The organism is Burkholderia sola, from assembly GCF_905400185.1.
Classification (GTDB): domain Bacteria; phylum Pseudomonadota; class Gammaproteobacteria; order Burkholderiales; family Burkholderiaceae; genus Burkholderia; species Burkholderia sola.
Window position 1 is genome coordinate 2,077,441 of sequence record NZ_FR989675.1, and the last position, 13,233, is coordinate 2,090,673.

Consider the following 13,233-nt stretch of genomic DNA (forward strand, 5'->3'; position numbering starts at 1 on the left):
CCCGTCACAATAACCAACAGGCTGAAAACCCATGAACGATACGCCGTCGAGGCTACCGCTCAATCGCATCACGCTCGTCCTCCTGCTCGTCGCGTTCGCGATCGTCTGGTTCGCGCCGCTCGGGCTGCGCCACCTGATCCCGAGCGACGAAGGCCGCTATGCGGAAATGGCGCGCGAGATGTTCGTCACCGGCGACTGGATCACGCCGCGCTACAACGGCTACAAGTACTTCGAGAAGCCGCCGCTGCAAACCTGGCTGAACGCGCTGACGTTCGCATGGTTCGGCATCGGCGAATGGCAGGCGCGCCTGTATACCGCCGTCGCGAGCTTCGCCGGCGTACTGCTCGTCGGCTACACCGGCGCGCGCCTGTTCAACCCGCTGTCGGGCTTCCTCGCGGCCGTCGTGCTGGCCAGCGCGCCTTACTGGAACCTGATGGGTCACTTCAACGCGCTCGACATGGGGCTCGCGTTCTGGATGGCGCTGTCGCTGTGCTCGCTGCTGCTCGCGCAGCGGCCCGGGCTGCGCCCGGCCGCGGTGCGCGGCTGGATGTGGGCGTGCTGGGCCGCGATGGCGTTCGCGGTGCTGTCCAAGGGCCTCGTCGGGCTGATCCTGCCGGGCGCCGTGCTCGTGCTGTATACGGCGATCGCGCGCGACTGGGCGCTGTGGAAGCGCCTGTATCTGGTCAGCGGCCTCGTGATCTTCTTCGCGATCGTCACGCCGTGGTTCGTGCTCGTCCAGCAGCGCAACCCCGAATTCTTCAACTTCTTCTTCGTCGTCCAGCAGTTCCGCCGGTACCTGACCCCGGAACAGAACCGCCCGGGCCCGCTGTACTACTTCGTGCCGGTGCTGCTGGTCGGCTTCCTGCCGTGGCTGTCGGTCGCGTGGCAGAGCATCCGCCATGCGCTGCGCATGCCGCGCCAGCCGAACGGCTTCTCGCCGATGCTCGTGCTGCTGATCTGGAGCGCGTTCATCTTCCTGTTCTTCAGCGCGTCGCATTCGAAGCTGATCTCGTACGTGCTGCCGGTCGCGCCGGCGCTCGCGCTGATCATCGGCGCGTACCTGCCGCTAATGACGGCCGAGCGCTTCCGCCGCCACCTGCTCGGCTATCTCGTGTTCTTCGTCGCCGCGGCGTTCGGGATCATCTTCCTCGCGTACCAGGGCGACGCCCGCACGCCGAACGCGCTGTACCGCGCGTTCCAGATGTGGCTGTACGCCGGTCTCGCGGTCTCGGCCGCGCTGACGCTCGCGGCCGCGTGGCTGAACCGCCGCGCGGGCGTAGCCGCCGCGCTCGCCGCGTTCGGCGCCGCATGGCTCGCGTTCGGCACGATCGGCGGCACCGGGCACGACGAGTTCGGCCGCTACAGCTCGGGCGCGCTGCTCGCGCCGGCCGTGCGCGCCGAACTGGCGAAGCTGCCGCCCGACACGCCGTTCTACTCGATCGAAATGCTCGATCACACGTTCCCGTTCTACATGGGCCACACGACGATCATGGTCCAGCGCCAGGACGAGCTCGCGTTCGGGATCTCGGTCGAGCCGAACAAGTGGATCCCGACCGTCGGCGAATGGGTCACGCGCTGGAAGCAGGACACCCATGCGCTCGCGATCATGCCGCCCGGCCAGTACGACGCGCTGGCCAAGGAAGGCGTGCCGATGCGCGTGGTCGCGCGCGACAACCGCCGCGTGATCGTCGAGAAACCGAAATCGTAAGGACGTCCTTCGCATGAATCCCGTTTCGTTCGTCTGCATCATCACCGGCGTGATGCTCAACGCCTGTGCGCAACTTCTGCTGAAAGCCGGCGTCAACGCCGTTGGACACTTCGAATTCAGCCGTGCGAACATCATCCCGGTCGGGTTCAAGATCGCTACCCAGTTGCCGATCATTGGCGGGCTCGGCTGCTACGTGCTGAGCGTCGTCGTGTGGATCGTCGGGCTGTCGCGGGTCGACGTGTCGATCGCGTACCCGATGCTGTCGCTCGGCTACGTCGTCAACGCGTTCGCGGCGTGGTACCTGTTCGGCGAGGTGCTGTCGATCCAGAAGTTCGTCGGCATCGGCATCATCCTGATCGGCGTGCTCGTGCTCGCGCGCAGTTGAGCGCGGCCCGCGGCCCCGGCGTTCGTTAAGCGTCCGCCTACAAAAAATCACGGTGCGAATCGGCCAACCGGTGTTTAATGCCGGTTTCGGACGGATCGCCCGACCCTTTTATTACACGCCATTACAGGCCCAACGCGTTCATGAGCCAGACTACCGCTCCGTTTCTGCCGTTCACCCGCCCCGAGATCGATGAGGAAACCATCCAGGGCGTCGTCGACGTGCTCCGCTCGGGCTGGATCACGACCGGCCCGCAGTGCCAGAAATTCGAAGCCGCGCTGTCCGAGTACTGCGGCGGCCGTCCGGTCCGCGCATTCAATTCGGGCACCTGCACGCTCGAGATCGGCCTGCGCATCGCGGGCGTCGGCCCCGGTGACGAGGTGATCACGACGCCGGCGTCGTGGGTCTCGACCAGCAACGTGATCATCGAAACCGGCGCGACGCCCGTGTTCGCGGACATCGATCCCGTCACGCGCAACATCGACCTCGACAAGCTCGAGCAGGCGATCACGCCGCGCACGAAGGCGATCATCCCCGTGTTCCTGTCCGGCCTGCCGGTCGACCTGGACCGCCTGTACGCGATCGCCCGCGCGCACAAACTGCGCGTGATCGAGGATGCCGCGCAGGCGTTCGGCTCGACGTGGCACGGCAAGCGCATCGGCGCGATCGGCGACATCGTGTCGTTCAGCTTCCACGCGAACAAGAACCTGACGACGATCGAAGGCGGCGCGCTCGTGCTGAACGACGAGGACGAAGCCGTGCTCGCGCAGAAGTACCGGCTGCAGGGCATCACGCGCACCGGCTTCGACGGGATGGACTGCGACGTGCTCGGCGGCAAGTACAACCTGACCGACGTCGCCGCGCGCGTCGGCCTCGGCCAGCTGCCGCACATCGAGCGCTTCACCGCGCAGCGCCGCGCGCTCGCCCGCGCGTATTTCGCCGCGTTCGACGGCGGCGCGGCCGTGAAGCTGGGCCTCGGCCTGCCGGTCGCCGAATTCGAGAACGGCAACTGGCACATGTTCCTGGTCACGCTGCCGCTCGAGCGGCTGACGATCACGCGCGCCGAATTCATGGCGCAGATGAAGGAACGCGGGATCGGCACCGGCATCCACTACCCGGCGATCCATCTTTTCACGCTGTACCGTGCGCGCGGTTTCAAGGAGGGCATGTTCCCCCACGCCGAACGGTACGGCGCGTCGACCGTCACGCTGCCGCTGTTTACGCAGATGACGGAAGGCGACGTGCGTCGCGTGGCCGACGCCGTCAATCAGATTTGCGAACAATACGGAAAATAAGCGTACATGAGTCACCTTGAAGCACGCGCCGGGCATTCGGGCGCCGGGCACCCGGGCGCCGCGCATCTGGACACCGACCGGCCCGAAGTATCGGTCATCATCCCCGTATACAACGAGGAAGACGGCCTCGCCGCGCTGTTCGCGCGCCTGTATCCGGCGCTCGACGCACTCGACGCGTCGTACGAAGTGATCCTGATCAACGACGGCAGCCGCGACCGCTCGGCCGCGATGCTCGCCGATCAGTTCCACGTCCGGCCCGACACGACGCGCGTCGTGCTGCTCAACGGCAACTACGGCCAGCACATGGCGATCCTCGCGGGCTTCGCGCAGTCGCGCGGCGAGATCGTCATCACGCTCGACGCCGACCTGCAGAACCCGCCCGAGGAAATCGGCAAGCTGATCGCGAAGATGCGCGAGGGCTACGACTACGTCGGCTCGATCCGCAAGCAGCGCCAGGACAGCCTGTGGCGGCGCAAGGCGTCGCAGATGATGAACCGGCTGCGCGAGCGCATCACGCGCATCAAGATGACCGACCAGGGCTGCATGCTGCGCGCGTACAGCCGCCGCATCATCGACACGATCAACGTGTGCGGCGAAGTCAACACGTTCATCCCCGCGCTCGCGTACACGTTCGCGCAGAACCCGACCGAGATCGAAGTCGCGCACGAGGAACGCTTCGCGGGCGAATCGAAGTATTCGCTGTACAGCCTGATCCGGCTGAACTTCGACCTCGTGACGGGCTTCTCGGTCGTGCCGCTGCAGTGGCTGTCGTTCATCGGCGTGATCCTGTCGCTCGGCTCCGCCGCGCTGTTCGTGCTGCTGCTCGTGCGCCGCTTCATCGTCGGCGCGGAAGTGCAAGGCGTGTTCACGCTGTTCGCGATCACGTTCTTCCTGCTCGGCGTGATCATCTTCGCGCTCGGCCTGCTCGGCGAATACGTCGGCCGCATCTACCAGCAGGTGCGCGCGCGTCCCCGCTACCTGATCCAGGCCGTGCTCGAGCAGCACGACGGCATGCCGCCGGTGCCGGCCGCCGCGAACCGCCCGGGAGCCGCGCAATGAAGCCGCGCGCGGTCGTCTTCGCGTATCACAACGTCGGCGTGCGGTGCCTGCAGGTGCTGCTCGCGCGCGGCGTCGACGTCGCGCTGGTCGTCACGCACGAGGACAATCCGAACGAGAACATCTGGTTCGGCAGCGTCGCGTCCGTCGCGGCCGAGCACGGCATTCCGGTGCTCACGCCGGCCGACCCCGCCGATCCGGCGCTGCGCCGCGCGGTGTCCGACGCGCGGCCCGATTTCATCTTCTCGTTCTACTACCGGCACATGCTGCCGGTGGACCTGCTTGCGATCGCACCGCGCGGCGCGTACAACATGCATGGTTCGCTGCTGCCGAAATACCGGGGTCGGGTACCGACCAACTGGGCCGTGCTGAACGGCGAGACCGAGACCGGCGCGACGCTGCACGAGATGGCCGCGAAGCCCGACGCGGGCGCGATCATCGGCCAGACGGCGGTACCGATCCTGCCGGACGACACGGCCGCGCAGGTGTTCGACAAGGTCACGGTGGCCGCCGAGCAGACGCTGTGGCGCGTGCTGCCCGCGCTGCTCGCGGGCGAGGCGCCGCACCTGCCGAACGATCTCGCGACCGGCAGCTACTACGGCGGGCGCAAGCCCGAGGACGGCCGCGTCGACTGGTCGAAGCCGGCCGCGCAGGTCTACAACCTGGTGCGCGCGGTCGCGCCCCCGTATCCGGGCGCGTTCACGGACGTCGACGGCGCGCGCTTCGTGATCGCGCGTGCGCGCCTTGCAGCGCCCGGCAGCGCGGCAGCGGCCGCCGCGGCGGATTTGCCGCCCGGCCTGCACGTAAGCGATAATGCGCTATTCGGCGTCTGCGGCGACAGCCGCGCCCTATCCATTCTCGAGCTCTGGCAGCAGCGCGACGGCAGCGAAACCGTCGTGACGCCCGCGGAATTCGCGCAGTTCATTCATTCTTCCCGTCATTCATGAAAGCAAAAAAAGTCCTGATCCTGGGTGTGAACGGCTTCATCGGCCATCACCTGTCGAAGCGCATTCTTGAAACCACCGATTGGGAAGTGTTCGGCATGGACATGCAGACCGACCGGCTGGGCGACCTCGTCAACCACGAGCGGATGCATTTCTTCGAAGGCGACATCACGATCAACAAGGAGTGGGTCGAGTATCACGTGAAGAAGTGCGACGTGATCCTGCCGCTCGTCGCGATCGCGACGCCGGCGACCTACGTCCAGCAGCCACTGCGCGTGTTCGAGCTCGACTTCGAGGCGAACCTGCCGATCGTGCGCTCGGCCGTCAAGTACGGCAAGCACCTCGTGTTCCCGTCGACCTCCGAGGTCTACGGCATGTGCTCGGACGAGCAGTTCGACCCGGACGCGTCGGCGCTCACCTACGGCCCGATCAACAAGCCGCGCTGGATCTACGCGTGTTCGAAGCAGCTGATGGACCGCGTGATCTGGGGCTACGGGATGGAGGGCCTGAACTTCACGCTGTTCCGTCCGTTCAACTGGATCGGCCCGGGCCTCGACTCGATCTACACGCCGAAGGAAGGCAGCTCGCGCGTGGTCACGCAGTTCCTCGGCCACATCGTGCGCGGCGAGAACATCAGCCTCGTCGACGGCGGCTCGCAGAAGCGCGCGTTCACCGACATCGGCGACGGCATCAGCGCGCTGATGAAGATCATCGACAACAAGGGCGGCGTCGCGTCGGGCAAGATCTACAACATCGGGAATCCGAAGAACAACTTCTCGGTTCGCGAACTCGCGCACAAGATGCTCGAACTGGCCGCGGAATTCCCCGAGTACGCGGATTCGGCCAAGCAGGTGAAGCTCGTCGAAACGACGTCCGGCGCCTACTACGGCAACGGCTACCAGGACGTGCAGAACCGCGTACCGAAGATCGACAACACGATGCAGGAACTCGGCTGGGCGCCGCAGGCGACGTTCGACGACGCGCTGCGCAACATCTTCGAAGCGTATCGCGGCCACGTCGCCGACGCGCGCGCGCTCGTCGAACAGCAAGGCTGACCGGGACGTTCGCTTGGCTCGCATTGTCCTCAAGATCGACGTCGACACGCTGCGCGGCACGCGCGAAGGCGTGCCGAACCTTGCGCGCATCTTCGACCGCTTCAACGCGCGCGCGACCTTCCTCTTCAGCCTCGGGCCGGATCACACCGGCTGGGCGCTGCGGCGCGTGTTTCGCCCGGGCTTCCTGAAGAAGGTGTCGCGCACGTCGGTGGTCGAACACTACGGCGTGAAGCAGCTGATGTACGGCGTGCTGCTGCCCGGCCCCGACATCGGCCGTCGCGCGATCGCCGACATGCGCGCGATTCACGAGGCCGGCTTCGAATGCGGGATCCACACGTGGGATCACGTGGTCTGGCAGGACAACGTGCGTGCACGCGATCGCGACTGGACCGCCCGTGAAATGCAGAAGAGTCACGCGCGCTTCGTCGAGATCTTCGGCGCGCCGCCCGTCACGCACGGCGCGGCCGGCTGGCAGATGAACGACGCCGCGTTCGAGCAGATCGACGCATGGGGAATGCGCTACGCATCCGACGGTCGCGGCCATTCGCCGTACCTGCCCGTCGTCGGCGGCCGCACGCTGTCGCACGTGCAGATGCCGACCACGCTGCCGACGCTCGACGAAGTGCTCGGCGTCGACGGCATCGACACGCACAACGTCGCCGCGCACATCCTCAAGTTCACCGAAACCAATCCGCACGACCAGGTATTCACGCTGCATGCGGAGCTGGAAGGCCAGAAGCTCGCGCCGGTGTTCGAGCAACTGCTCGCCGGCTGGCGCGCGCAAGGCCATACGTTCGCGACGATGGGCGACTACCACGCGACGCTGGACCGCGACTCGCTACCATCGTACCCTGTCGCGTGGGGCGAAATCCCCGGCCGCTCCGGCGAACTGGTCGTCCAGCCCGACTGAATTCGCGCGAGCCGGCGTCGCCGCCCCGCCCTTGCGGCGCGCTGCCGCGACGCCCCGCCGAACCGCGCCGCCGCAGCGGCGCCATTCCATAACAACAGGAGAAGCACGTGTCCGTCGAAGTTGACCGTCAAGTTCCCGATTTCACCGCACCGGCCACGGGCGGCGACATTTCGCTGTCCGGCCTGAAGGGCAAGAAGCTCGTGCTGTACTTCTATCCGAAGGACAACACGCCGGGCTGCACGACCGAAGGGCTGCAATTCCGCGATCTCTATCCGAAGTTCAAGAAAGCCGGTGCGGAAGTCATCGGCGTGTCGCGCGACAGCCTCCGCTCGCACGACAATTTCAAGGCCAAGCTCGAACTGCCGTTCCCGCTGATCTCCGATGCCGACGAAGCGCTGTGCGCGTTGTTCGATGTCATCAAGATGAAGAAAATGTATGGCAAGGAAGTGCGCGGAATCGAGCGCTCGACGTTCCTGATCGACGCCGACGGCGTGCTCCGACAGGCATGGCGCGGCATCAAGGTACCGGGTCACGTGGACGACGTGCTAAAGGCTGTACAAGCGCTTTGAGGCGCGTTATATTGGGCCGCAATGAATGCCAGTTCGCCCCATATTTCTCGTAGCTGCGCCGGTGCCTGTTGCAATGCTTCACGGCACCTGACGCGCATCACGACGGCATCAGCCGAGCCGCATGTCCCTGTCGACGGGGCAGCGGCTTTTTTTATGGAACGCGCGCCGGCCCGCCCCGGTCCGGCCTTTACCGCATCGAGGAGCTGATCGACACTTAGGCGAACCGGCTAGACGAAATTCCTGTGCGCCACCGCGCGCAAACTGCATGCGTCTACGTCACGCAGGATGCGATCAGCGGCGCACGCCATGCGACACGATTCCTCCCGAGGGACACCATGCCTTTGCCTACTCCCCCCAGCAAGCTCGGCAGCCTGCTGCCGCCCGACGAATACAAGGCGAAAGCGCGGCCCGCGAAAGCCGCGAAGAAATCCGCCGAAGGGGACGCATCCACAGCCGGTGACTATGGTCCGGCCAGCGTGGCCCAACCGATGATCGAAGCCGCGAACACGGCCGCGCCGCTGCGCGCCGTCGCGTCTTCGGCGCCCGAGGCCGCAAGCGCCCCCGCGCGCGGCCGCAAGACGAGGCAGACGGCCGCGCTGCTGCAGCCGCTGCAGACGCCCGCCGAACCGGCGGCACCGGTCGTCGCACGCAACGACAAGCCGGCCGCCGACAAACCGGCCGCCGCGCCCGCGCGCGATGCCGGCGCCGCGACGAAGTCGCGCAGCCGCAAGCCCGCCGAAGCCGAACTGCAGAAGCTGTTCGTGCTCGACACCAACGTGCTGATGCACGACCCGAGCAGCCTCTTCCGCTTCGAGGAACACGACGTCTATCTGCCGATGATGACGCTCGAGGAACTCGACAACCACAAGAAGGGGATGTCCGAAGTCGCGCGTAACGCCCGCCAGGTCAGCCGTACGCTCGACGCGCTCGTCGCCGACGGCGGCCCGATCTCGGCCGGCATTCCGCTGTCGCGCCTCGGCAGCCGCGACGCGCTCGGCCGCCTGTACTTCCAGACGAAGCTCGCCGACATCGCGCCCATCGAAGGCCTGCCCGAAGGCAAGGCCGACAACCAGATCCTCGGCGTCGTGCGCGCGCTGCAGCGCGACCGGCCCGATCGCCAGGTCGTGCTGGTGTCGAAAGACATCAACATGCGGATCAAGGCGCACGCACTCGGCCTGCCCGCGGAAGACTACTTCAACGACCAGGTGCTCGAGGATTCGGATCTCCTGTACAACGGCGTGCGCGAGCTGCCGCAGGATTTCTGGACCAAGCATGCGAAGGGCATGGAGAGCTGGCAGGACACGAAGACGGGCACCACGTACTACCGCGTGACGGGCCCGCTCGTCGCGTCGATGCTCGTCAACGAGTTCGTCTATCTCGAGCCGCAGAACGGCGAGCCGACGTTTCATGCGATCGTCCGCGAGCTGAACGGCAAGACGGCGCTGCTGCAGACGCTGCGCGACTACAGCCACCACAAGAACAACGTGTGGGGCATCACCGCGCGCAATCGCGAGCAGAATTTCGCGCTGAACCTGCTGATGAACCCCGAGATCGATTTCGTCACGCTGCTCGGCCAGGCCGGCACCGGCAAGACGCTCGTCGCGCTCGCGGCCGGCCTCGCGCAGGTGCTCGACGACAAGCGCTACAACGAAATCATCGTGACGCGCGCGACCGTGCCCGTCGGCGAGGACATCGGTTTCCTGCCCGGCACCGAGGAAGAGAAGATGCAGCCGTGGATGGGCGCATTCGACGACAACCTCGAGGTGCTGCAGAAGACCGACGACGCGGCCGGCGAATGGGGCCGTGCGGCGACGCAGGAGCTGATCCGCTCGCGCCTGAAGGTGAAGAGCATGAACTTCATGCGCGGCCGCACGTTCGTCGACAAGTACCTGATCATCGACGAGGCGCAGAACCTGACGCCGAAGCAGATGAAGACGCTCGTCACGCGCGCGGGCCCCGGCACGAAGATCGTGTGCCTCGGCAACATCGCGCAGATCGACACGCCCTACCTGACCGAAGGCAGCTCGGGCCTGACCTACGTCGTCGACCGCTTCAAGGGCTGGGGCCACAGCGGCCACGTGACCCTCGCGCGCGGCGAGCGCTCACGGCTCGCCGACTACGCGTCGGACATTCTGTAACGCGCAGGCCGGCCTCTCGGCCGGGCTTTCGACGCCCACGCGGCGCTCCGTTTTTTGGGGCGCCGTTTTCATTTGGGGTCGAAGAGAAAAGTAACGCTTTGTCACGCAACAATGCAGTTTACGCGCGAAACTTCAAGTAAATTCTCAAGAATGGTTGCTTAAGCCCCGTCGGAGCGTCTACCATCGGGTCTGTCTGTTGTCATACGATTCGCGAGCGCGTCGCGCTCGCCCGCCTTGCCATGCTTCGAATCTGGGTTCCCGTCGCCGTCGTCTCCCTGCTTGCGGCCTGCTCCAGCGTGCCGCCGCAGTCGGCATCGCGTTCCGCGTCGGGCATGAAGATCACGACGCCGCGTGCGTTCCCGGCGCCCGCCAATTTCCCGAAATTCGTCGACCACAGCGTCGGTCAGGAAGAAATCTCGATCCAGGCGATGAGCCTCGTCGGCGTCCCGTATCGCTGGGGCGGCAACACGCCGACGAGCGGCTTCGACTGCAGCGGGCTCGTGCGCTACGTGATCGGCCGCGCGGCCGACGTGAACCTGCCGCGCACGACCGCCGACATGAGCGGTCGCGGCGTGTCGATCGAGCCCGACGAGATCGCGCCGGGCGACCTGATTTTCTTCAACACGACCGGACGGCCGCATTCGCACGTCGGCATCTATGTCGGCAAGCTGCGCTTCGTCAATGCGCCGTCGACGGGCGGCACCGTGCGGCTCGACTATCTGACGAACCCGTACTGGGCCAAGCGATTCGACGGCATTCGCCGCGTCGCGCCGCCGCGCTCGGCCCCGACGCCGTTCGATGCGCCGACCTACGAGGCCAAGCGCGACGAGCCGCGCAATCCGCCGGCTGTCGCGGTCGCGCCGGTGGTCGTGACGGCTGCCGCCGCGTCGCGGCAGCCCGCGACTGCGTCGTCGCAAGCGAGAGCGACGCAGGTGCCGGCTCCCGCTCCGACCGTTCCGAGCACGCCGGTCGTGACGGCTGCCGCAGTTGCACCGGCAGCCCAGGCCGCCGACCCGTACGAGCCGCCGCCACCGCGGATGCAGGTGGCCCGGCAGCAGGCCACGTCGGTAAATGACGATGCGGCCGCGACGACGGCCAACGCCGCACCGGCCGCGCCGGCGGAAGTCGGCACGCAGATTCCGACGACCGCGCTGACGGCCGCCCAGGCCGCCGCGTTCGATGCCGAACCGCCGCCCGCCGCCGCGTCGGCGCCCCCACGCAATATCGAGCCCGCGCCCGTGCAGGTATGGCGTGCGTCGACGCAATCCGCGCCCGTCAGTCCGCGCACGAGTACGGCTGACGATCCGATCGCGCGATTCGCGAACGGCAGTTACTGACCGCTCGTTCTTGCCGAGCGGCGGTGACGTCGAAGGTATTGTCGGCCGCCCCACCCGCGCCGCAGCACGCTTTGGCCACCCCAAAAGAAATGCGCCGCAGCCTTTCGGCTTGCGGCGCATTTTTCATGTCGATCCGGGCGTGTCGGCGATCAGAAGATCTGATGCCCGAGCCACCACCCGCCGGCCGCAAACAGCGCGGCTGCCGGCAGCGTCAGCACCCACGCCCACACGATATTGCCGGCGACGCCCCAGCGCACGGCCGACAACTTCTGCGTGGCGCCGACACCGACGATCGCGCCGGTAATCGTGTGCGTGGTCGACACCGGAATGCCGAGGAACGACGCGACGAACAGCGTGATCGCGCCACCGCTTTCCGCGCAGAAGCCGCCGACCGGCTTGAGTTTCGTGATCTTCTGGCCCATCGTGCGCACGATGCGCCAGCCGCCGAACAGCGTGCCGAGACCCATCGACAGGTAGCACGCGCCGATCACCCACGCCGGCGGCGCATCGGCGGTCGCCGACGCGTAGCCGCTCGCGATCAGCAGCATCCAGATGATACCGATCGTCTTCTGCGCGTCGTTGCCGCCGTGGCCCAGGCTGTACAGGCCGGCCGACAGCAGCTGCAGCCGGCGGAAGCGCCGGTCGACCTTGCTGGGCGCGGTACGGAAATACAGCCACGACACGCCGAGCATGAACAGCGAACCGAGGATGAACCCGAGCAGCGGCGAAATGAAGATGAACGCGATCGTCTTCAGCAGACCGTCGACGTTCAGCGCACCCCAGCCGGACTTCGCGAGCGCCGCGCCGACGAGGCCGCCGATCAGCGCGTGCGACGAACTCGACGGAATCCCGTAATACCAGGTAATCACGTTCCAGCCGATCGCACCGACCAGCGCGCCGAACACGACGTAATGGTCGACGATCTCGGGATCGATCGTGCCTTTACCGACGGTCTGCGCGACTTTCAGGTGGAAGATGAAATACGCGATCACGTTGAACGCGGCCGCGAACACCACGGCCTGCTGGGGCTTCAGCACGCCGGTCGACACGACGGTGGCGATCGAGTTCGCCGCGTCGTGAAAGCCGTTCATGAAGTCGAATACGAGCGCGACGAGCACCAGCGTCGCGACCATCCATAGGGCGAGTTGTATCGAATGCATCGTGGTCCGCTCAGGCGTTTTCCAGCACGATGCCTTCGATGATGTTCGCGACGTCCTCGCACTTGTCGGTGATCTCTTCGAGCAGCTCGTAGATCGCCTTCAGCTTGATGAGCGTCTTCACGTCGTCTTCCTCGCGGAACAGCTTCGACATCGCCGCGCGCAGCACGCGGTCGGCCTCCGACTCCCAGCGGTCGATTTCCTCGCATTGCTTGAGGATCTGTGCAGACTGCTTCATGTCGGACAGCAAGCCGACGGCCTGCTGCACGTGTTGCGCCGACTGCGTGACGATGTGCGCGAGCTGGCTCGCCTCGGACGTGACGGACTGCACGTCGTACAGCGACACGGCCGTCGCGACGTCCTCCATCAGGTCGAGGATGTCGTCCATCGTCGTGATCAGCTTGTGGATCTCGTCGCGATCGAGCGGCGTGATGAAGGTCTTGTGCAGCAGATCGATCGCCTCGTGCGTGAGCTTGTCGGCGGCCTTCTCGGCGATTTGCACGTTTTGCTTGTGAATCTCGGCGTCGGCGAGATTGTCGATCAGCAGTTCGAGTTCGCGGCCACCGGAAACGATGTGCTTCGCGTGCGCGTTGAAGAGTTCAAAGAACTTGCCCTCGGTGGGCATGAATCGACCGAACATGGGATTCCTGAGAGATTGTCAAACTACTGTCACGAAAACGGG

The 13,233-nt window shown here is 66.1% G+C and carries 12 protein-coding genes and 1 pseudogene; 10 read left to right on the forward strand and 3 right to left on the reverse strand.

The window, feature by feature from the left end; translation table 11 throughout:
• Positions 1-31: 31 nt before the first annotated feature.
• From KR541_RS09495 to KR541_RS09530, 8 genes are all read left to right on the forward strand, one after another.
• Positions 32-1,708, forward strand: coding sequence for a glycosyltransferase family 39 protein (locus tag KR541_RS09495; RefSeq protein WP_050013230.1), 1,677 nt, complete (start codon positions 32-34; stop codon positions 1,706-1,708).
• Positions 1,709-1,721: 13 nt separating this feature from the next.
• Positions 1,722-2,093, forward strand: coding sequence for an EamA family transporter (locus tag KR541_RS09500; protein ID WP_050013231.1), 372 nt, complete (start codon positions 1,722-1,724; stop codon positions 2,091-2,093).
• A gap of 140 nt (positions 2,094-2,233) precedes the next feature.
• Complete coding sequence (locus tag KR541_RS09505) at positions 2,234-3,385, forward strand: DegT/DnrJ/EryC1/StrS family aminotransferase (RefSeq protein ID WP_050013232.1); 1,152 nt, start codon at positions 2,234-2,236, stop codon at positions 3,383-3,385.
• A gap of 6 nt (positions 3,386-3,391) precedes the next feature.
• Positions 3,392-4,444 carry a glycosyltransferase gene (locus KR541_RS09510; RefSeq protein ID WP_050013233.1) on the forward strand — a complete coding sequence of 351 codons (1,053 nt, stop codon included), beginning with the start codon at positions 3,392-3,394 and terminating at the stop codon, positions 4,442-4,444.
• A complete protein-coding gene (locus KR541_RS09515) occupies positions 4,441-5,388 on the forward strand; it encodes a formyltransferase (protein WP_124554579.1) in 948 nt (315 codons plus the stop codon). The genes KR541_RS09510 and KR541_RS09515 overlap by 4 nt, the downstream gene beginning before the upstream one ends.
• Positions 5,385-6,440, forward strand: a complete 1,056-nt coding sequence (locus KR541_RS09520; protein ID WP_060733329.1) for a bifunctional UDP-4-keto-pentose/UDP-xylose synthase — start codon at positions 5,385-5,387, stop codon at positions 6,438-6,440. The genes KR541_RS09515 and KR541_RS09520 overlap by 4 nt, the downstream gene beginning before the upstream one ends.
• 13 nt (positions 6,441-6,453) lie before the next feature.
• Complete coding sequence (locus KR541_RS09525; protein WP_050013236.1) at positions 6,454-7,350, forward strand: polysaccharide deacetylase family protein; 897 nt, start codon at positions 6,454-6,456, stop codon at positions 7,348-7,350.
• 107 nt (positions 7,351-7,457) lie between these two features.
• Positions 7,458-7,919, forward strand: a complete 462-nt coding sequence (locus tag KR541_RS09530; protein ID WP_050013237.1) for a peroxiredoxin — start codon at positions 7,458-7,460, stop codon at positions 7,917-7,919.
• A gap of 198 nt (positions 7,920-8,117) precedes the next feature.
• On the opposite strand, the pseudogene KR541_RS36675 reads toward KR541_RS09530, so the two are convergent.
• Positions 8,118-8,359: pseudogene (locus KR541_RS36675) on the reverse strand (hypothetical protein); the annotation flags it as partial.
• On the opposite strand from KR541_RS36675, the gene KR541_RS09535 reads away from it, so the two are divergent.
• Entirely contained in the window at positions 8,255-10,057 is a 1,803-nt protein-coding gene (locus KR541_RS09535) for a PhoH family protein (RefSeq protein WP_050013238.1), read from the forward strand. The pseudogene KR541_RS36675 and the gene KR541_RS09535 overlap by 105 nt on opposite strands.
• A gap of 239 nt (positions 10,058-10,296) precedes the next feature.
• Positions 10,297-11,394 (forward strand): C40 family peptidase, encoded by a 1,098-nt coding sequence (locus KR541_RS09540; RefSeq protein WP_050013239.1) that lies wholly within the window; start codon positions 10,297-10,299, stop codon positions 11,392-11,394.
• Between the two features lie 149 nt (positions 11,395-11,543).
• On the opposite strand, the gene KR541_RS09545 is transcribed toward KR541_RS09540, so the two are convergent.
• Together KR541_RS09545 and KR541_RS09550 are read right to left on the reverse strand one after the other, a co-directional pair.
• Positions 11,544-12,554 carry an inorganic phosphate transporter gene (locus tag KR541_RS09545; protein WP_050013240.1) on the reverse strand — a complete coding sequence of 337 codons (1,011 nt, stop codon included), beginning with the start codon at positions 12,552-12,554 and terminating at the stop codon, positions 11,544-11,546.
• A 10-nt stretch (positions 12,555-12,564) separates the two neighbouring features.
• Positions 12,565-13,191, reverse strand: a complete 627-nt coding sequence (locus KR541_RS09550; protein WP_006478627.1) for a DUF47 domain-containing protein — start codon at positions 13,189-13,191, stop codon at positions 12,565-12,567.
• Positions 13,192-13,233: the final 42 nt, after the last annotated feature.